The 21,144-nt window shown below is 68.8% G+C and carries 7 protein-coding genes; all 7 read left to right on the forward strand.

Features of this window, described 5'->3' with window-relative positions; all coding sequences use genetic code 11:
• The first annotated feature begins 1,798 nt into the window (after positions 1-1,798).
• A complete protein-coding gene (locus ACH4KB_RS22675) occupies positions 1,799-2,644 on the forward strand; it encodes a 3-hydroxyacyl-CoA dehydrogenase family protein (RefSeq protein WP_398067690.1) in 846 nt (281 codons plus the stop codon).
• 69 nt (positions 2,645-2,713) lie between these two features.
• A complete protein-coding gene (locus tag ACH4KB_RS22680; RefSeq protein ID WP_398067691.1) occupies positions 2,714-3,778 on the forward strand; it encodes an HAD-IIIC family phosphatase in 1,065 nt (354 codons plus the stop codon).
• 13 nt (positions 3,779-3,791) lie between these two features.
• Complete coding sequence (locus ACH4KB_RS22685; protein WP_398067692.1) at positions 3,792-4,064, forward strand: acyl carrier protein; 273 nt, start codon at positions 3,792-3,794, stop codon at positions 4,062-4,064.
• Positions 4,057-5,208, forward strand: a complete 1,152-nt coding sequence (locus tag ACH4KB_RS22690) for an acyl-CoA dehydrogenase family protein (RefSeq protein WP_398067693.1) — start codon at positions 4,057-4,059, stop codon at positions 5,206-5,208. Before ACH4KB_RS22685 ends, ACH4KB_RS22690 begins: the two co-directional genes overlap by 8 nt.
• Complete coding sequence (locus ACH4KB_RS22695) at positions 5,205-15,329, forward strand: amino acid adenylation domain-containing protein (protein ID WP_398067694.1); 10,125 nt, start codon at positions 5,205-5,207, stop codon at positions 15,327-15,329. Before ACH4KB_RS22690 ends, ACH4KB_RS22695 begins: the two co-directional genes overlap by 4 nt.
• Positions 15,326-16,570 carry an ACP S-malonyltransferase gene (locus tag ACH4KB_RS22700; RefSeq protein ID WP_398067695.1) on the forward strand — a complete coding sequence of 415 codons (1,245 nt, stop codon included), beginning with the start codon at positions 15,326-15,328 and terminating at the stop codon, positions 16,568-16,570. Before ACH4KB_RS22695 ends, ACH4KB_RS22700 begins: the two co-directional genes overlap by 4 nt.
• Positions 16,567-21,144 carry a beta-ketoacyl synthase N-terminal-like domain-containing protein gene (locus ACH4KB_RS22705; protein ID WP_398067696.1) on the forward strand — a complete coding sequence of 1,526 codons (4,578 nt, stop codon included), beginning with the start codon at positions 16,567-16,569 and terminating at the stop codon, positions 21,142-21,144. Before ACH4KB_RS22700 ends, ACH4KB_RS22705 begins: the two co-directional genes overlap by 4 nt.

A 21,144-nucleotide genomic window follows, 5' to 3' on the forward strand; every position in this document is an offset into this window, starting at 1 on the left:
CTGTCCAACGCCACCGCCTACTCCGAGGGCACCACCCGTTCCCCGGCTGCCCTGCGCCCGAGCACGAGGTGCGCTGCACGAAGGAGACGAAGCAACTGCCCCAGTCGGTGAAGGACCGGGCGTGGCAACGGATCGGGCCCGTGGTGTCCGTACACGACGCCTCACACGACCGGCACCGCTCCCGGGTGCAGGCTGACCGGCCAGGGCGGGGTCCGCTGAAGGTCTCACCGTCGGCGCAGTTGTTCACCCGCGAGACCAGTGCCTACGCCGTGTGGCGGGCCGTACACGCGTAGGCCGGCCTGCTATGTGCCCTGCTCCACGAAGCCGGCGAACCCGATCGCGGCGACCAAGGGGAAGCCGAAGAAGCCCGTAGAGCCGCGGCCGACAGCATGGAATGCACCTGGGCCGCCCCGGCGGCCGGCTCACCAGAGGTGAGCAGCAGCCGGTCCGCGACTCCGCGGCCGGCCGCGCCGCACCGGACCGGTACCCCCTGGCTGCATGCACGGCCTGAATCAGTCGAGAAGCTGACTGGGGTCGGGAGACCACCGGTGCCGAGCGGCACGCGCTGCGCTGTCTGACCGCGCTGGACGCGATCAGTCGGAACCCCTTGATCCCGACCGCCGGGCTCAACGGACCACCCGTGACCGTTCGTGCTGGATGGAAGCGTCAGAACTCCCATCGTCGCACGTCAGCGGGTATCTCTGCCGCCTCCCGGCCCACAGGACGGCCGCCGCACGGTGGATCCGGGCCGAACAGCTCCAGCTGGTCTCATTTGGTGAGTCGGTGGCGGCAGAAGAAGGCGGCGGCGAGACCGATGAAGGCGAGGAAGCGTTCGGGCTTGCGTTCGTCGCGTCGGTGCAGGTGGCGGGATTCGGTCGGCCTGGTGACGCGGTCACAGTCAGGTCTGCGTGGGACCGGACCAGCCGCCAGAGGTGTCGCCCGCGCCGCGAGCGGATCGGCGGAATGCCCTGCCTCTGCGGCTTGAGTGTCGGGGCGTCGTGGGAGGTTGGCGCCGGTGATGCCCAGCGACACGGGTGGACCGGTGCGTTCGGCGGCGGGTGGGTCGCCGAGTCGATCGCGCACCGCGACGCGACCGGTCCGGCTCGCCGGGGGCGCCGAGATCGTCCCGGACAGGTCGTTGCAGCTTGGCCCAGACCCCCCTGAACCACTCGCAGAAATCGGTGGTCGGCGGTCGGTCCGGACGCCCCGAACACCGACGTCACCGCCCGCTGGAAACGCTCCCGTAACTCGTCCGGCACCACCCGCTCCATCACTTCCATGCCGCATCGCGAAGCGACGAGGACGCCAAATGAGATCTGCCCGGACTAAACGGAATCCAGTCCTACCCTTGCCCCAACCTTTACGTTGTGATTCTGTTCGTCTTGGCTGTCGCGGACAATGAGAGTGAGAGGGGCCTCGTTGTCGTGCGGTTGCGGCAACTACGCGACCGGACGCGGCTCAGCAGCTAAGGGGGAACTATGGGGATATATGACACGACGCCAAGTGCGCCGAATGCAGGCGCACGCGTCCTTCATAACCGCGAAGTCGGCGAGGAACCATTACTGGTGCCGTCGGCAACGGCGTTGCTGTGCCACGCGAACTCGATGGCCACATTAAATAGCCCGGTGCAGCGCTGGTAGTCGCAGTCTCCAGCCGGCCGGAGAAACGGGTGAAGTGCCCCGATGTCGGGCCCACACCTCCGTTCCCTTGTGCGGAACAACAAACTCCTCTTGAGATATCCAGTGCGGCGCCTTAGAGACATGCGCGCCGCCGAGTGGCCCGTGGAGTGATGAGGAAAATGTCGACAGTTGCAGTGATCGGCGCAGGTGTGATGGGCAAGGATGTAGCCATTACCTGCGCTGCCCACGGATACGATGTCGTCTTGGTGGATCGGGACGACGGTGTTGTTGCCGCGGCGCCTCAGCAGATGCGGAAGTCGTTGCGCCGGTATCGGATGATGTCGCCGGCGGTGGCCGGCTGGGACTCGTCGGAGATCCTCGGCCGCATCCGCGTGACTACCGACGACGCCGCTCTCGACGAGGTGGACTGGGTCGTCGAGAACATCGTGGAGAACGTCGCCGCCAAGGAGCAGGTGTACAGCCGTCTCCGTGAGGTGTGCCGGGAGGACGTGCAGGTCGCAGTCAACACCAGCTGCATCTCGATCACCAGGATCGCTGCGCTCATGCCGCGGCCGGACCTCGTCGTCGGCATGCACTTCATGAACCCGGTGCCGCTGATCGGGGGCGTCGAGGTGATTCGCGGTGTGCACACCTCCGACCAGACGATAAAGGCGGCTGAATCATTCGCCGCCACGATGGGCAAGCAGGCGATTGTCGTCAACGACTCACCTGGATTCGTGTCCAATCGCTTGTCCCACCTGTTCATGAATGAGGCAGCCTTTCTCGTCCAGGACTCGGTGGCTGGGCCCGAACAGATCGATGCTGTTTTCACCCTCGGCTATGGGCATGCGATGGGCCCGCTGGCCACTGCCGATCTCATCGGACTGGACACCGTCGTCGACTCACTGGCCGTGCTCTACGACGAATTCCAGGACTCGAAGTTCAGGTGCTGCCCGCTGCTCAAGAAGATGGTCGCCGCAGGGCAGCTCGGACGTAAGAGCGGACAGGGATTCTATACCTACTGATCCTTTTGCCGTATCGATGAACCGAACATTGCAGGTGGTTATGTGAATACGACAAGTCCGGGGTGTGCAATGACACAGTCAATCGCCGACCAGTCGGTCAAGGCGGTGACGGCAGCCAAGTGCATCGTATGGGATCTCGACGATACGCTTTGGCATGGGACATTGGCTGACGGCGACGACGTGGTACTGAAAGACGGGATGGCCGAACTCGTCCGGACCCTCGATGCGCGCGGGATCCTGCAATCGATCGCGAGCAAGAACAACCATGACGATGCGGTGCGAAAGCTGAACGAGTTCGGCATCGCCGAGTATTTCCTGCGCCCGCAGATCAACTGGAACAGCAAATCCAGTTCGATCGCCGCGATCCGGGAGCAATTGAACATCGGTATCGACACCATCATGTTCGTCGACGACCAGGCCTTCGAGCGTGACGAGGTGGCGTTCGTCCATCCCCAGGTGGAGACCGTCGACGCGGCGGAGTACCGCAGCCTGGCATCGGCCCCCAGGCTGACGCCGGCCGTGGTGACCGACGACGCGCGGCGACGGCGGCTGATGTACCTGGAGGACGAGGCGCGTGCCGATTCGGAGGTGGCGTACCAGGGGCCGCGGGAGGATTTCCTGCGCAGCCTCGACATGGTGTTCTCGATTTCCCGGGCTACCGAGGAGGACCTCGCGCGGCTGGAGGAACTGACCCGGCGGACCAACCAGCTGAACTCGACCGGCGTCCACTATTCGTACGACGACCTCGAGCGACTGCTCGACGATCCCGGACACGACCTGTGGGTGTGCGAGCTGGTCGACCGCTACGGTTCCTACGGCAAGATCGGCATGGCGCTGGTCGCGAAGGACGACCACCGCTGGACGATCAAGATGTTGCTGATGTCCTGCCGGACCGTGTCCAAGGGCGTCGGGACCGTACTGCTGTCCGCGCTCATCCAGCGCGCCTCCAAGCAGGGCGTCCGCCTGTTCGCCGACTTCCGTCGCACCGACCGGAACCGCCAGATGCTGCTGACCTACCAGCTGGCGAACTTCCAGGTCGTGTCCTCCGACGGCGCGAACTACCTGTACGAGAACGACCTCAGTGTCCACCAGGAATACCCCGACTACATCGTGGTCAACATCGATGCCGAGTGAGGCGGTCAACGATATGACGAGCGAAACGGAGACGGACGCGGCAGCCGCGATCCGGGCCTACGTGCGACAGCACATGTCCACACTGAGCGAGGCCGACCTGCACGACGACGACAACATCTTCGAGAAGGGTTTCGTCACCTCGGTCTTCGCCATGCAGTTGCTGGACCATCTCGAGACCACCTTCGGAGTGGAGATTCCCGATGACTGCATCACCCTGCAGAACTTCAGTTCGGTGAACCGGATGGCCGCGATGGTCGGCACGCTGGCAGATGGCATCGATGGCTGAGGCCACCGGGACCGACGCGCTCGCCCGCGCGGCGTCGTTCTCCGCCGCGCTGGCGCCGCGTGCCCAGGAGTTCGATCGCACCGAACGCCTCGCACCCGACGTGATCGAGGAGATGGCCGCGGCCGGTTTCCTCGGCGCCGCCATTCCCGTCCGGTGGGGTGGGCTCGGCCTGGACCCGTTGGCGTACGGGGAATTGACCGAGACGATCGGCAAGGCCTGCTGCTCGACGCGGGCACTCCTGACCGTCCACACCTCCCTGATCGGGGAGACGCTCGCCGAGCGCGGCTCGGCCCGGCTCAAGGAGAAGTACCTCCCGGACCTGGCCGCCGGGCGGCGCATCGGCTGCTTCGCGCTGTCCGAGCCCGGCGCCGGCTCCGACGCGGCCTCGGTGTCGACCACGTACGTGGGCAAGGGCGATGTCTTCGTCATCAACGGCGAGAAGAAGTGGATCTCCTTCGCCGGCCTGGCCGACGTGTTCCTCGTCTTCGCCACCGACAGCGGCGTCGTCAGTGCCTTCATGGTCGACCGGGACGCCGACGGGGTCGAGGTCCACCCGATGTCGGGTCTGCTCGGCAACCGGGCGACCCACATGGCGCGGGTCTCGTTCACCGACGTGGCGGTGCCGAAGGAGAATCTCGTCGCCGGCATCGGCGCGGGGTTCGGGTTCGTCGCCAACACCGCGTTGTTCTTCGGCCGGTACAGCATCGCTTGGGCCGGGGTGGCGATCGCGCAGGCGGCGTTGGAGCAGATGTGCGCGTACGCGACGAGCCGGGTGCAGTTCGGCGTGAAGATCGGCGCCCATCAGCTGGTGCAGAAGATGGTGGCCGATGCTGTGTCCAACGTCGCCGCCGCCCGTGAGCTGTGCCGCCGGGCCGGCCGGTCACGGATCGAACGCAGCCACGATGCCGTCATGGACACCAACGTGGCCAAGTACTTCTCGTCGACGATCGCCCAGCAGGTCACCTCGGACGCGGTGCAGGTGCTCGGCGGCAACGGGTGCTGGTCGGAGTATCCGGCGGAGCGCCTTTTCCGGGAGGCGAAGATCCTCGAAATCATCGAGGGAAGCTCGCAGTTGCAGCAGATTCTGATCGCCGATCACGGCTACAAGTCGTTCGCGGGGAGATACGGGGGCAACCTGTCATGACGCACACCGACGGCGTGGGGGGCGGACGCCCGCAGGGCGACATGTCCGCACTCCCCTGGATCCTCGGCGCCGAAACCGACGACGCGCTGCGATCCTCGGCGCGGCGGCTGCGCCGGTACGTCGAGCAGGCCGGCCCCGACCCGTGGGCCGTGGGCCGCGCGCTCGCTGCGACGAACCCGCCGCACGGGCATCGGGCGGTCGTGTGGGCTCACGGAGGTGACGTCGCAGCCGCACTGACGGCGGTGGAGCACGGCCGGCCACACGCGCATGTCCTCCGGGACACGGCCGCGGAGGAGACCGGCCCGGTGTTCGTGTTCCCCGGTCAGGGTGCGGTGTTCCCCGGTATGGGCGCCGCCCTGCTCGAATCCTCGCCGGTCTTCGCCCGTCGGCTCGGCGAGTGCGCCGAGGCGCTGGAACAGCACGTCGACTGGTCGCTGCTCGACGTACTGCGCGGGGAGGGTGCCACCGGGCAGGAACCCGGCCCCGACGTGGTCGAGCCCGCCTTGTTCGCCGTCATGGTCTCGCTGGCCGAGCTCTGGCAGTCCCACGGCGTCCGTCCGCGCGCCGTGGTCGGATTCAGCCTCGGCGAGATCGCGGCCGCCTGCGTCTCCGGTGCCCTGTCGCTGGAGGAGGCCACACGGGTCGCGGTGCTCTGGAGCCGGGCGCACGTTCCCCTGGTGGGTCAGGGGTCGATGGCCATCGTAGGGCTCACCGCCGACGAGGTCACCGAGCGGTTCGGCCCCTCCGGGGCAGGCCTGGACATCGCGGGACGGCTCGCACCGCGCTCCGTGGTCGTGGCCGGCACCACGCCGGCCATCGAGGAGACCATCGAGGTCCTGCGCGAAGAAGGCTCCTACGCCCAGAAACTCTCGGTCGACTTCCCGGCGCACTCGCCGCGGGTGGAGGGGCAACGCGAGCACCTGCTCGCCTCTCTCGGGGTGGTGGCCCCGCGCACCACCGAGCTCCCGTTCTACTCCGGCGTGACCGGCGGGCGGATCGATACCGCCGGCCTGGACGCGGAGTACTGGTACCGCAATCTGCGACAGCCCGTACTGTTCGAACAGGCGGCCCGGGCGGCCCTGGCCGACGGGCACCCGGCGCTGGTGGAACTCAGCGCGCACCCGGTGCTGCTCACCGCGATGAACGAGATCGTGGGAGGCGGCGCGACGCCGGTGATCGGCACGCTGCGCCGGGACCAGCAGGGGATGGACCGCTTCCGGGCGTCGCTGGCCGAGGCGTACGTACGTGGCGTCACCGTCGACTGGCGCCCGGTATTCGAGGGACGCGGGGCAGAGATCGACCTCCCCGACCTGGTTGCTCCAGCCATCGACGAAGCCCTCGTGGTCGAGGCCGGACCCGAACCCGGCCCGGCGGGAGCGAGTGACCCGGTGGACGCGGTGTTCGCGCACATCCTCGGTGAACTGGGCTTCGGCGCCGCCACGGAGCTGCCATCGCCGGCACCGGGTGCCGCCGCTGTGGCGACCGACGCCGACGAACCGAGCCTGTTCGACCTGGGATTCGACTCGATCCAGCTGGTCCGGCTGCAGACACAGCTCCAGCGCCACCTCGACGTGACACTGGAGAGCACCTGCATCATCGACCATCCCAGGATCGGGGCCCTGGTCGGGGAGATCCGGCGGAGGCTGGACGGCCCGAGCACGGGCCGGGCCCGTACCAACGCGTCGACGCCGGCCGCCGCACCGGCGCCGACGAAGGCCCGGGCGTCGAGGGCGCCGTCGACCGAGCCCGTAGCCGTGGTCGGGATGTCCTTCCGGCTGCCCGGCGGGATCCGGACCCGGGAACGGCTCTGGGACGTGCTGAGCCGCCAGGAGGACGTGGTCACCGACGTCCCGGCCGACCGGTGGCCGCAGAGTCCTCTGGATCTGGGCGAGGTGACCACTACCCAGGGCGGGTACCTGCCCGACGTCGACCAGTTCGACCCGCTGTTCTTCAACATCTCGCCGCATGAGGCCGAACAGATGGACCCGCAGCAGCGGCTGCTCCTCGAGCTGACGTGGGAGGCCTTCGAGGACGCCGGGATCGATCCGTACGCGGCGGGCGAGAACGGCCGGGTCGGCACGTTCGTAGGCGTCTACAACAACGACTACCGGCAGGTCGGCAAGGATCTGGGCTACTCCCACGAGGCGTACGCCTACACCGGCAACATGGCGAACGCCGCCGCCGGGCGGCTCTCCTACGTGTACGGCTTCCGCGGTCCGAGCATGGCGATCGACACCGCCTGCTCCTCGTCGCTGTACGCCCTGCATCTGGGTGCCCGGGAGCTGAAACAGGGCGGCTGCGACCTGGTCGTGGCGGCCGGGGTGAACCTGATCCTGAGCCCGGAGGGCCACCTGTCGTGGTCCCGGCTGCGAGCCCTGTCGCCGTCCGGGCGGTGCCGGAGCTTCGACGCCGGTGCCGACGGCTACATCCGCAGCGAGGGCGGCGCGGTCGTCGTGCTCAAGCGGCTCTCCGATGCCGAACGGGACGGCGACGACATCCTGGCCGTGCTCAGTGGTTCGGCGGTGAACCACAACGGCCACAACGGCGGGTTCACCGTGCCGAACGGGACGGCCCAGGCGGGGGTGATCGAGGAGGCCCTCGCCGAGGCGGAACTCGGAATCGACGACGTCTCCTATGTCGAGGCACACGGCTCGGGGACGCCGATCGGCGACCCGCAGGAGATCAACGCCCTGGCGCGGGTCTTCGCCGGTCGCTCGGCTCCGCTGCGGGTCGGCAGCGTCAAGTCCAACCTCGGTCACCTGGAGTCCGCCGCCGGGATGGCGGCGCTGTGCAAGATCGTGGTCTCGCTCGAGCACGGCCGCCTGCCGGGAACGCTGCACTTCCGTACCGGAAACCCGATGGTGGACTGGGCGTCGATCCCGATCGAGGTCGTCGGCAAGGAGACGGCGTGGGAGCCCAGCGGTGGACGCCGGCGTGCCGGCATCAGCTCCTTCGGCATCAGCGGAACCAACGCCCACCTGATCGTCGAGGAGTACGACCGGCCCCAACCGGCCGTCGCCCCGCTCGACGCGCCGTCGCCCGACGTGCCGCGGTTGCTGCCGGTGTCCGCGGGCTCCGACCAGGCGCTGCGGACCGCCCTGGAGAACCTCGCCGAGTGGAGTTCCCGGACACCGGCCGAGGCGGCTGACATCGCCCGGACCCTGGGCGCCCGGCGAAGTCTCCGGCACCGCGCCGCACTGGTGTGCGCGGACGTCTCCGACATCCCGGCCGCCGTCGGGGCCGCAAAGGAATCCCGGTCTCCGGCGCCTTCCGGACGCGGCGGTGCGGAGGAGGTGTTCGTCTTCTCCGGCCAGGGCACGCAGTACCCGGGGATGGCCCGGGAGCTGTACGACCACGCCGAGGCTTTCCGGCACGAACTGGACGTGCTCGACGACGAGTTCCGCCGGGCGGGCGGCATCGGGCTGCTGGACGTCATGTTCGGCGACGACGCGGACGCGTTCCGGTCACCGCTGTACTCCCAGCCGATGATCTTCGCGGTGGAACTGGCACTGGCCCGGTACTGGACGACGCTGGGGGTGACCCCGGTCGCCGTCATCGGGCACAGCATCGGCGAGTACGCGGCCGCCTGCTTCGCCGGCGTCATGGGGCGTGAGGACGCGGTCGACCTGGTGATGCACCGGGCCCGCGTCATGGAGGACACGCCGCGCAACGGCTCGATGGCGACCCTGCTGTGCTCGTTGGACCGCGCCGAGGAACTGCTCCGGCCGTTCCCCGACGTGAGCGTGGCCGCCGTGAACGCACGGGAGAACGTCACCGTGTCCGGGCTGACCGACAGCGTCAACGCCGCCCTGAAGGCCGCACGCAAGCAGCGGATCTTCTCCGAGCGTCTGGAGGTGTCGCATCCCTTCCACTCCGCCCAGATGGCCCAAGGTGCCGAGCACCTGCACAAGCTGATCCGCGATCACCAGTTCGACGCTCCCACGATCCCGTGGTTCTCCGCCCAGACCGGGGCGCCGGTGGGACGCGACAGCACGATCGACGCCGCGTACTGGAGTCGCCACCTGGTCGAGCCCGTCATGTTCCGGGCGGCCGTCGGGTCGGCGTACGACGCCGGCCTGCGCACCTTCGTCGAGATCGGTGCCATGGCGACCCTCGGGGGCCTGATCGCCCAGGAGTTCCCCGACGAGGTGCTGGTCCTGCCGAGCCTGCGCAAGGGACGTTCGGACGTCCGCCAGGTGCTCGAAAGCGCCGGCCGGCTGTGGGAGCACGGCCGCGATCTCGCCTTCGACCGGCTGCCGGGAACGCCCGGGCGACGGGTGCGGGATCTGCCGCACACTCCGTGGGACCGGCAACGCATCTGGTATCCCGACCGCACTGGAAAGGGCGGTGACGTCGTGGAAGCCGGCGCTCACGAGGCAGCGACCACCGCACCGGACCCCGCGGCCGGTCGGGCCCCGGTCCTCGAGTTCGTCAAGCAGGCGCTGAACCAGGTCACCGGAGTCGCCGTCGAGGACATGGAGGAGTCCCTGGAGCTGTTCTCGCTCGGGGTCGACTCCCTCATGCTCGTCCAGTTGGGCAAACGCGTCGAAAAGGAATACGACGTCGACATCCCGATCAGGAAGTTCTTCGAGTCGCTGCACACCCTCGGCGCGGTGACGGACTTCGTCCTCCAGCACCGGCCCGCCGAGGTGGCGGCGAGCGCGGCTCCTGAGCCGATCGCCGCGCCGGCGGCCGCCAGTGCGGCTCCCGCCTCGGCGAGCGGTGCGGTGGCCGCCGCGGCGGCCACCCTGAACGGCGGCGGTGCAGGCGGTGGAGCAGGCACCTCCGCACCGGGCGTGGAGGGGGTCATCCGTTCCCAGCTGGCCCTGATGGAGCAGCAGTTGCAGGTGCTGGCGGGGACCGTCGGCGCCCCGGCACTCGCCGCCCCGGCATCCGGTGCTCCGCCGGTACCGGTGCGGGCGAAGCGGCAGCCGGCCAAGAAGGTGGGAACGTACTCGAACAACATCGAGCTCGTCGCCGACCGGCTCACCGACGAGCAAAGCCGGTTCGTCCGTGACTTCGTCGTGAAATACACCGCCAAAACCCGCCGGTCCAAGGTCTTCGCGAACGAGCACCGGGAGACCCTGGCCGACTGGATCTCGTCGCTCAACTTCAATCCGAGCCTGAAGGAAACCGTCTACCCGGTGGTCTCGGCCCGGTCCCAGGGCGCCTTCTTCTGGGACCTGGACGGCAACGAGTACCTGGACACCGCCATGGGCTACGGGGTGCACTTCTTCGGACACCAGCCCGATTTCATCGTCGACGCGGTGCGTGACCAGCTGGAGCGCGGATACGAGTTGGGGCCGCAGAACCGGCTGGCCGGCGAGGTGGCCGAGCTCATCCACGAGATGGCGGGCGCCGAGCGGGTGGCGTTCTGCAACACCGGGACCGAGGCCGTCATGGTGTCGGTACGACTGGCGCGCGCCGTCAGCGGCCGCGACCGGATCGCCCGGTTCACCACTTCGTTCCACGGCGCGTACGACGCGGTGCTCGCCGAGGCCGACGGTTCGGACAGCATGCCGATGTCGATCGGCATCCCGCAGTCGATGGTCGACGACACGATGGTGCTCACCTACGGGAGTCCGGAGGCCCTGGAGCGGATCCGGGAGCACGGTCATGACCTGGCCGCCGTCCTGGTTGAACCGGTGCAGTCGCGCAACCCCGGTCTGCAGCCGCGGGAGTTCCTGCGGGAACTGCGGGAGATATGCACGGAGCACGGGATCGCCCTGATCTTCGACGAGATGATCGTCGGGTTCCGGGTCGAGCTGGGCGGCGCCCAGTCCTACTTCGGCGTCGAGTCCGACATGTCGCTCTACGGCAAGCTCGTCGGCGGCGGCATGCCGATCGGCATCATCGCCGGGAAGAGCCGGTACCTGGACGCCGTCGACGGCGGTGCCTGGTCCGATGTCGACGACTCCAAGCCGGCCGTCCCGACGACCTTCTTCGCGGGCACGTTCTGCAAGCACCCGTTGACGATGGCCGCGTGCAAGGCGGTCCTGACCCGCTTGCGGGAATCCGGCGCCGAGGGACTGCCCCGGCTGAACCGGTTCACCGAGGAGTTCGCCCAGCGCGCGAATGACTACTTCGAGGCGGCCGACGTGCCCCTGAGAGTGGGCCACTTCTCCTCGCTGTACCGCTACGAGCCCATGGCCGCCGCGGACATGGCCGGTCTGGCCATGACGCTGAACCTGTTCTTCAAGCTGATGGCCTACCACGGCGTCTATGTATGGGAACGACGCACGGCGTTCTTCTCGTTCGCGCACACCCGGGAACACCAGGACCGGATCCTCGAGGCGATCGGCGCGAGCGTGGAGGCGCTGCGCGCCGGTGGCTTCGACTTCCGCCGGACGGCGTCGTCGTCGGCCGGGACGACTCCGGCCGGGACGACTCCCGCCGAGGCGACTCCCGCCGAGGCGACTCCCGCCGAGGCGACGTCGTTGCAGGAGACGGGGGTCTACGTACTGTCCCGCATGCGCGGCGGCAACGAGGCCTACCAGATCCTCGCGGGACTGCGCTTCGACGGCCCGCTCGATCCCGCCGCTGTGGACCGGGCGTTCGCGGCCATCGCCGACAAACACCCGAAGCTGCGGAGCCGGTACGAGATCGACGCGACCGAGATCCGCGCCCGTGTCGAGCCGCACGTCACGGTCGAGTCCCACCTGTTCGACCAGCTCCGGACCCCGGACCTGAGCACCGAGGACATCAGGGCGGCGATGAACGCTCCGTTCGACCTCGACACGGCACCGCTGTGGCGGTACGGCATCGTGATCGACACCGAGGGTGTGTACCACCTGGTGCTCTCGTTCCACCACATCATTGCCGACGGTGCCTCGCTGGAGATCATCCTGGATGACCTTGCCGCCCACCTCACGCACGGCAGACCGGTCGAGGAGGCGCCCACCGCCGGGTACGAAGCGCTCGTACAACTTCAGTCCGAGGTTGCCGACCGGCCCGAGTACGAGCGGCACCGGCAGTGGTGGCTGCGACAGTTCGAGACACCGCCGGAACTGCTGGACGTCCCATCCGACGCGCCGTATCCCGTGGTGAGCGACTTCGCCGGCCATCATCACTACTTCATGATCGACGGCGATCTGCATGAGGCGGCCACGGCCGTGATCCGGCGGCACAAGACGACACCGTTCGTCTTCTACCTGTCGTTGTGGTCGGTGCTGCTGTCCAGGGTCGGCAAGAGCGCGGACCTGTGCATCGGCGTGCCGATGGACCAGCGGATTCTCGGCTCGTTCGAGCGGACGGTCGGCATGTTCGCCCAGTCGCTGCCGCTACGGATCAGCCCGACGCCGGACACGCGGGTCAGCGAGCTGCTCGTACAGGTCCAGGACACCAGCCTCGCCGCCATCGACCACTCGCTGTACGCGTACGAGACGCTGGTCCAGGAACTGGATCTCACGCGTGACTTCGGCCGCAATCCCCTGTTCGACGTGAACTTCACGTTCACCAACGCCCGGACGCGCGCACACCGGTTCGGCGAGGTCACCGGCACGACCGAGGACTTCGGCGGTGACCGCTCCATGGTGGCACTGAACCTCGAACTCACCGAGCGCGATGGCGGGCTGTACGGCGACTTGGGCTTCGGCGCCTTCTACGGCCGGGAGCGTGCCGCCGAGCTGATGGAGCAGTACCAGACCCTCATAGCGCAGGTGGTCGCCGATCCGGACCGGACCATCGGGGAACTGCCACTGCTTGACGACACCGCGCGGGACACCCTGCTGACCTGGGGGGCCGGACCGGTTCGCAGCGAAGTGCCGGGGCTGGCCGAGCTGTTCGAAGAGGCGTTCAAGAAGTACGCCGAGGAACCGGCGATCCGTTTCCGCGGCGAGGATCTGACCTACGAACACCTGGCGCAGCGGGTCGACCGCTACGCAGGGCTCCTGCAGGAGCAGGGTGTGGCTACCGGGGACGTCGTCGGGCTGCTGTTGCCGCCCTCACCGGACCTGGTCGTCGCGATGCTCGCGATCAACCGGGTCGGGGGTGCCTGGCTCCCGATGGACGTGACGAACCCGCCGGCCCGGCTCAGGTCGATGATCGACATCGCCGCACCGGTGAAGGTCGTGTGCTCGACGGAGCTTGCCGTCGCTCTGGAGCTGGGAGAGCGGGCCTTCACGGTCACCAAGGAGTACCTGGCGGCGGCGCAGCCACCGACGGTGGCCCCGGCCAAGGCCGACGACCTCGCTTACACCATCTTCACGTCCGGCTCCACAGGCGCCCCCAAGGGCGTCATGGTCACCCATCGGTCCCTGGCCAACTTCCTGTGCGGCATGCCCGACGCGCTCGGATGGGCGGAGGGCAGGACGGTGGCGTGTCTGACGACGCCGTCGTTCGACATCCACCTGCTGGAGACCCTGCTGACCCTGACCCAGGGCGGCACCGTGGTCGTCGCCGAGGAGACCGATACGCGCACGCCGGCGGGCCTCGCGGCATTCCTGACCGCCAACGAGGTCGACTACCTGCAGGTGACGCCCACGCGACTGCGCCTGCTGTGCAGCGATCCGCGAGCGGCCACCGCCCTGGGGTCCCTGGAGAAGATCTTCGTCGGCGGGGAGGCGTTCCCGGAGAACCTGCTGGCAGGCCTGAGGTCGTACGAGTCGTTGCAGATATTCAACGTCTTCGGGCCTACGGAGACCTGCATCTGGTCCAGCGTCAAGGACCTCACCTCCGACACGCCCGTAAGCATCGGGACGCCGATCGCCAACACGACCTTCTACGTGCTCGACGACAACCTTCAGTTGGTCCCGGAGGGCACCGCCGGGAACCTGTGGATCGGCGGGCTCGGCGTCTCGCCCGGGTACCTCGACCGACCGGATCTGACCGAGGACCTGTTCCGGGACGACCCGTTCTCCGGCGGCCGGATGTACCGGTGCGGTGACCAGGCGTACTGGAAGGACGGCGAGGTCCACTGCCTCGGGCGCATCGACAACCAGGTGAAGGTCCGCGGCTACCGGATCGAGCTCGAGGAGATCGAGCTGGCGATGGCCGGGCACGACCTGGTCGCCGGAGCGGCGGCGGTCGTCCGGGAGATATCGCCCGGCAACCACGTCATCGGCGGCTTCTACCAGGTGCGCGACGGAGCCCCCCTCCGTCCTGAGGACCTCAAGGAGTTCCTCGCCCGAAGCCTGGCCGACTACATGCTTCCCGCCACGCTGACGGAGGTGCCGCACATCCCGACGACGACGAGCGGCAAGGTGGACCGGCCGGCGCTGGCACGCGTCGATGTGGCCGACGCCGCCGACGAGCCCGACGCCGGCAACGACGGCACCCGGTCGCGCGTCGACGAGCAGGTGGTGGCCGCGTGGAAGAAGGTGCTCGGCAACATCCCGATGAGCTACGACGACAGCTTCTTCGACCTCGGCGGGAACTCGTTCAGCCTCGTACTCCTGCTGGAAGAACTGAACACCGCCTTCCCGGACATGCTCGACGTGAGTGACCTGTTCGCCAACCCCACGATCGGGCGTCTGCGCAGCCACCTGGCGACCGAGCTCGCGCGGCGCGCCGGCAACGACGGCCTCGCCGAGGCCGCGATCCCGGTCCCTGCCACCTGGCAGGCCGGCCAGGGGGCGATCGCCGGACGGGTCGAAGCGACGCTGCCGGACCGGATCCGCGACTCGCTGAACCGACTGCGGGAGGCCACCGGCGATTCGGACGCCCCCTTGCACGCGGCATTCGCCGTCACCCTGGGCAAGCTGCTGGACCGCGACGAGGTCACCCTCGGCGTCGTCCGGCCCGCCGGCGATGTGGTGCTGGCTCGGCTGGCACTGGCCGGCAAGACCGATCTGGGCGAGATCGTCGAGGAGTACCGGAGCCACGTCCACTCCGATGGACAGAAGGTGGATCTGCGGCACGCGTCGCCCACCCCGCCCCACGCCGGGGCTGTCACCGTCGGCTGCCGTACCAGCGGCACGCAGGCCGACACGGCCGAGCTGCTCCGGCACTTCGACATCGTGCTCACGGTGGACTCCCGCACCGAACGGGCCACCGCCGGCATCTCCCATACCCGGACCGTCGACGCCGCACAGATGGAACAGCTCCTGAGCAGCTACATCAAGGTGCTCGGAGTCGTGGACGCCGCCGACTCGAACGCATCGAAGAAAGAGGACCGAGCATGAACAACCTGGTGATCGTGTTCCCCGGTCAGGGCTCCCAGTACACCGGAATGGGCCGGACCTGGTTCGACACCCACGAAAGTGTCCGTGCCCGTTTCACCCAGGCTTCGGAGATCGTGGGCTACTCGCTGGAGGAGCTCTGCTTCTCAGCGGCGCCGACAGAACTGACGAAGACCCGGCACGCCCAGGTCGCTCTGCTGGTGCTCGGCTACTCGATGCACGAGGTCCTGTCCGCGCAGCGCAAACTCCCGGTCGCGGCCATGGCCGGGCACAGCCTGGGTGAGATCACGGCGCTGGCGTCGGCAGGAGCGCTGAGCTTCGAAGACGCGGTCCGGCTGGTCAGGGTGCGCGGCGAGGCGATGGAGGTCTGTGCCACCGAGAACCGCACAGGCATGATCGCGGTCCGGATGCCGGTCGCCGAGGTCGAGAAGCATGCCGACGAGTTCAACGGCGAGAGCCGCGATGTCCAGATCGCCAACTACAACGCCGAGGAGCAGACGGTGCTCTCGGGCACCCTGGACGACCTGCAAGCGATGACCTCCTACCTGGAGGACCGGGGCCACCGGGTCATCCGGCTCAACGTGGCCGGCGCGTTCCACAGCACGTACATGGCCGGTGCCGTGCCCGCCTACGTCAAGGCGATCGGCGAGATCGATTTCAGCGCGCCGCGGGTGCCGGTGTACTCCACCATCACCGGCGCCGTGTACGGCAGCGCCCAGGAGATCCCCGACGCGCTCGCCCTCCAGCTGACCAGTCCGGTCCGGTGGAGTTCGGTCGTCTCGTCGCTGGCCACCCAGGACGTGAGCCTGTGGCTGGAGTCCGGACCGAAGAAGGTACTGGCGAAGCTGATCGGCGGCGTGGTCGGCTCGGACGCCGTATACAGCCTCGACGAGGACACCGACGAGGCGTACGCGGCAGTCGACCGCCTGATCGAGGCGAAGAAGGCCGAACCCGGGCTGGCGGGGCTGTGCATGGGGGCGGCCGCGGCGACGCGGAACCGGAACTTCGACGACACCGAGTACACCGCGGGCGTGCTGACGCCCTATCGCGGACTCCAGGAACTGAACCGGATGGACAAGGACGAGCTCACCGAGGAGCAGAAGCGTTCCGCGGTGGAGATGCTCCTGACGATCATGCGGACCAAGAGGGTTCCCGAGGCCGAGCAGAGCGACCGGATCGCGTCGATCCTGCGCCGGACCGGTGACGCCGCCCTCGAGCCGACAGCCGGAGGGTCCACCGCATGACGTCCCTGCTCGGTCTGGATGATCTGGACCTGTCCCGCACCGACTCGGACGACGAGGTGCGCATCACCCGCTCCGGCGCGGAGCGGACGACAGCCCCGGTGGCGATCGTCGGGATGAGCGGCCGTGCCGGCGAGGCGGCGAACCTCGACGAGTTCTGGTCGATGATCCTGCACGGCGGGGAGGGGTACCGCGCCCTGTCCAAAGAGCGCTGTGCCGACATCGACGCGTTCCTGACCGCCCGCGGTGCGCCGCTGCCGGAGACCGATGAGCGCTACATCGGCGGCACGCGGATGCCGTCAGTGGCCGAGTTCGACCACAGGTTCTTCTCGTTGTCTCCGCTCGAGGCCAAGACCATCGACCCCCACCAGCGGATCTTCCTCGAGACCTCGTGGGCCGCGCTGGAGGACTCCGGCTACCTGAGCAAGGAGATCCGGGGCGAGAAGGTCGGCGTCTACGTGGGCATGTCGGCCGACTTCGGGATGGCCTACCGCGCGATCGTCCAGGGGATCGCGCCCGACGCCCCGGAGATCGCCGTCGCCGGCAACATCGCGTCGATCATCGGCAGCCGGCTGGCGTACCTGCTCGATCTGCGGGGCCCCTCGATGCTCGTGGACACGGCTTGCTCGTCCGGGCTGACGGCGGTGTACACGGCCTGCCGCGCGATTCAGGCCGGCGAGTGCACGATGGCGCTGGCCGGCGCCGTGAACTGTGACCTGTTGCCGCTCGTGGCTGACGAGTCCGGCATCGGCATCAAGTACATCCGCGACAACGCCGCCGCCGACGGTCGCACCCGGACGTTCGACCGACGCAGCGACGGCACCAGCGCCGCCGAGGGGTGCTTCGCCTTCGTCCTCAAGGATCTCGACCTCGCCCGTCGCGACGGAGACACCATCCACGCGGTCATCATGGGCGGCGCGGTCAACCAGGACGGGGCTTCCAACGGCATCACCGCTCCGAACGTGGCGGCACAGGCCGACTTGATCGAGGCAGCCCAGACCGACGCCGGTGTCACAGCCGACCAGATCAGCTTCATCGAGGCGCACGGCACGGCCACCAAGCTCGGCGATCCGGCCGAGATCGGCGGCATCGAGCGTGCGTTCGCCCGCCAGACCTCGCGGCGGCAGTTCTGCGGTATCGGTACGGTCAAGACGAACATCGGCCACATGGACAATGCCTCGGGCCTGGCCGGTCTTGCCAAGCTCGTGCTGTCCCTACGCCACCGGACTCTTCCGGCAAGCCTCCATTTCGCCGAGCCGAACCCGAACATCAACTTTCCGCAATCGCCGGTGTACGTCAACGACCGAACGGTCCCGTGGCCCGGCGACGAACAGGAAACGCTCTACGCGGGGATCAGCAGCTTCGGGCTGAGCGGCACGAACTGCCACCTCATCGTCCGCAGCGCCGACCCGGCCCCGGCCCGGGAAGCGTTCCGGCAGGCGAGCGAGTGCTTCTTGCTGCCCTTGAGCGCTCCGGACCCCCGGGGCCTGGGCAGGCTCGCGCGGCTTTACCGTGACTTCGTTCTCAGCGCCGACGTGGAGCCGTCCGATGTGGCCTTCACCGCCTCGATCGGCCGTCTGCACCATCGCTGCCGGGCTGCGTTCGTCTTCGAGAACCTTCAGGAACTCGCCGGTCATCTCAGCGAGTTCGTGGACGCCGCCGGCGCTCCCGGCGTCGGCGACGACGTGAGCCGGGGCGATTTCCGGGTGGTGCTGGATCAGAGTGAGAAGCGTGACGCGCATGACGTCACCGAGAGTGAACGCGTGAAGCTGGACCGGGAGGCGGCGGCCCTGGTGGCCGGGGCGGACACCGGTCGCGGCCTGGTCCGCCGACTCGCCTCGCTCTATACCCGGGGTGCGGAGATCGACTGGCGTGCGGCGGCGTCCGAGGGGGCACGCCGGGTGCCACTGCCGACGTATCCCTTCGAGCGGACCCGGTGCTGGATCGAGGCCGACCGTACGAGCGCCCGGAGTGGCGGGCTGCCGGCAGCGGCCGACGTCGTGCACATGTGGGACCGGGACGTCGTCATCCATCGGCTGCGCCCCGATGACCACTGGGAACTGGCTGAGCACCGGGTCCACGGGGTCAGCGTGCTGCCCGGGACGGGACTGGTGGAGATGATCGTCGCGGCCGCGCAGCGGCGGGGTCGCAGTTCCGCCGGGCTGACCCTGCGGAACGTGGTGTTCGAGACGCCGCTGGCCGTTCCGGACGGCGACGAGGCCGAGGTGCACGTCATCATCACTGGTGATGACGGTGTCGCCGACGCCGTCATCACCAGCCGGACCGCCCATGGCACGTGGGTCAGGAACGCGCGGGCCGAACTCGCCCTTGCGGACCCCGGTCCCGGTGGGCTCCTGCCGGTGGATGACGTACGGCGCCGGCTGAACCGCCCGATCCGGGAGCCTGAGGGACCGGACCGCACGAAGGGCCTGGAGGCCGGCGAACACTGGAACGTGAGCCTGCACGACGCCCTGACCGACGACGAGTCGGCCGAGATCCTGTACGACCTGGAGCTTCCGGAGCGCTACCAGGACGAGATCGGCGACTACGTCCTGCACCCGGCGCTGTTCGACGCACTCATCAACGCGCCGAGCAACCATGACGACGACGAGCGGCTGTACCTGCCGTTCTCCTACGGCTCGCTGACCGTCCACGGCCCGCTCCCGGCCCGCGTCGTCGCGCACTTCCGGAAGCGGCCGGAGTCGATCCCCGGCCGGTTGTACGCGTTCGACGTCCGGGTCGCCGACGCCGACGGCCACGTCGCGCTGACCGTCGACAACTACTGCCTCATGTCCGCGGCCGACCTCGACCTGGGTGACTCCTCGGCGTACGGCTATGTGCAGGAGTACCGGCGGACGACGCGGCGCCCGGCCGCGTCGCCCTCCGGGGGCGGCACCGACGCCGTGCTGCTGTGCGGCGACTTCGGGGACGCGTCGGACGGCCTGGTGAGTGCGGTCGAGGCGGCTGGCTACACCCCCGTCCGGGTGGCGGAGTCCGCAGTCGGCGACCCGGACGAACCGCTGGGCGGGGTGTCGGAGTTCGCCTTCGCGCTGCTGTCGTCGGTCCCGGCGGCGGACACCTCGCTGGCCGAGCAGGTGGCCGGGCCGGTCGACCGGGCGGTGGCCATGCTGGGCCGGATCGCGCAGGCCAAACCGGTCGTGCACGGCCACCTGGTGGTCGTGACCCGGGACGCGCTCGCGGTCACCGGCGACGAGGCGGACCTCGATCCGGGCCAGGCCGGCGTGCTGGGCGCCATGCGGGTCGCCGCGCTGGAGTACACGTCGCTACGGATACGCTGCGTCGACAGCGACGGGCACACCGCGCCGGAGACCCTGGTAGCCGAGGCCGCCGCGACCGATCGGCCGCCGTTCGTGCTCTACCGCGGCGGGCAACCGTACGAACCGACCATGAGCAGGCACGTCCTCGCCGCCGAGTCCCCGTCGTCGCCCGTCGCCGCCGCTGACGGGGTGGTCGTCGTCTCCGGCGGCACGGGGGATCTCGGCACCGCGGTGACCGAGTACCTGGTCGGCCGCGGAGCACGCCGGGTCGTCCTGCTGGGTTCGCCGGGCACCGACACCGAGCGGGCGGAGTGGGAACGGTGGTCCGGCGAGCTGGACGCCTTCGAGGTGCTCCGGGTCGACCTCGGCGAACGGTCGGCGGTGCTGAACGCCGTCGACGGCGTCAGGCGGCGGCACGGCCGGATCTCGGGCGTCCTGCACCTGGCCGGCCGGCCCGGCAGCGGGTTCCTCTACACCAAGAGCGCCGAACAGTTCGCCGGTGTCTACCGGCCCAAGGCGCTGGGCGGCGTGTACCTGCACGAGGCTACGCGCGCCGACGACCTGGACTTCTTCGTCACGTTCTCGAGTATCTCCGGTCTGGATCTGGCTCCCGGGCAGACTGACTACACTGCCGCCAATCTCGTCCTGGACAGCCTGGCACAGTACCGGCGCCTGCACGGGTTGCCGGCGGTGAGCGTCCAGTGGCCCGCTTGGCGGGAGACCGGGATGGCCTGGCGGCTGGGCGCGGTGGAGGAGGAAGGCCGCTTCCTGCCCCTGGACACCGGCGAGGCGCTCGACGTGTTCGGTGCACTGCTGGCTCGGGCCGACCACCCGGCGGTACTCATGCCCGGCCGGATGCGTGCCGCAGGGCCGGCGTCGCGGCCCGCGACGCAGCGCGGGCCGTCAGCGACGAGCACACGCACGGTGACGTTGCACGGCCTGGACACCGTCGGCGACGTCGAACGCTCGGTGGCCGAGATATGGGGCGCCACGCTGGACATCACCGAGTTCGACGCCTTCGAGAACTTCGGCGAATTGGGCGGTAACTCGCTGCTGACTTCGCAAATGTTTAAGCACTACGACGAGCGATATCCAGGAATTATGGATATAACCGACCTGTTTAGATACACTACGATCGCCGACCAGGCAGCGTATATCAGATCGCGACGCGACGTCGGGGATGCCGGGGCCGGGGAGTCGCAGCCGGAGATCCGCAGCGATAGCGACAGCATTGACCAACTGCTGGACATGTTGACCGAGGGAACCCTCTCTGTCGAAGAGTCCAAAGATCTCCTTTAG

The sequence above is a fragment of the Streptomyces sp. NPDC017520 genome, from assembly GCF_044329855.1.
GTDB lineage: Bacteria > Actinomycetota > Actinomycetes > Streptomycetales > Streptomycetaceae > Streptomyces.

What these genes read in the sequence shown, in the direction of transcription:
- ACH4KB_RS22675 (WP_398067690.1), top strand. Translation starts at nt 1,799, where the DNA reads ATGTCGACAGTTGCAGTGATCGGCGCAGGTGTGATGGGCAAGGATGTA.
- ACH4KB_RS22680 (WP_398067691.1), top strand. Translation starts at nt 2,714, where the DNA reads ATGACACAGTCAATCGCCGACCAGTCGGTCAAGGCGGTGACGGCAGCC.
- ACH4KB_RS22685 (WP_398067692.1), top strand. Translation starts at nt 3,792, where the DNA reads ATGACGAGCGAAACGGAGACGGACGCGGCAGCCGCGATCCGGGCCTAC.
- ACH4KB_RS22690 (WP_398067693.1), top strand. Translation starts at nt 4,057, where the DNA reads ATGGCTGAGGCCACCGGGACCGACGCGCTCGCCCGCGCGGCGTCGTTC.
- ACH4KB_RS22695 (WP_398067694.1), top strand. Translation starts at nt 5,205, where the DNA reads ATGACGCACACCGACGGCGTGGGGGGCGGACGCCCGCAGGGCGACATG.
- ACH4KB_RS22700 (WP_398067695.1), top strand. Translation starts at nt 15,326, where the DNA reads ATGAACAACCTGGTGATCGTGTTCCCCGGTCAGGGCTCCCAGTACACC.
- ACH4KB_RS22705 (WP_398067696.1), top strand. Translation starts at nt 16,567, where the DNA reads ATGACGTCCCTGCTCGGTCTGGATGATCTGGACCTGTCCCGCACCGAC.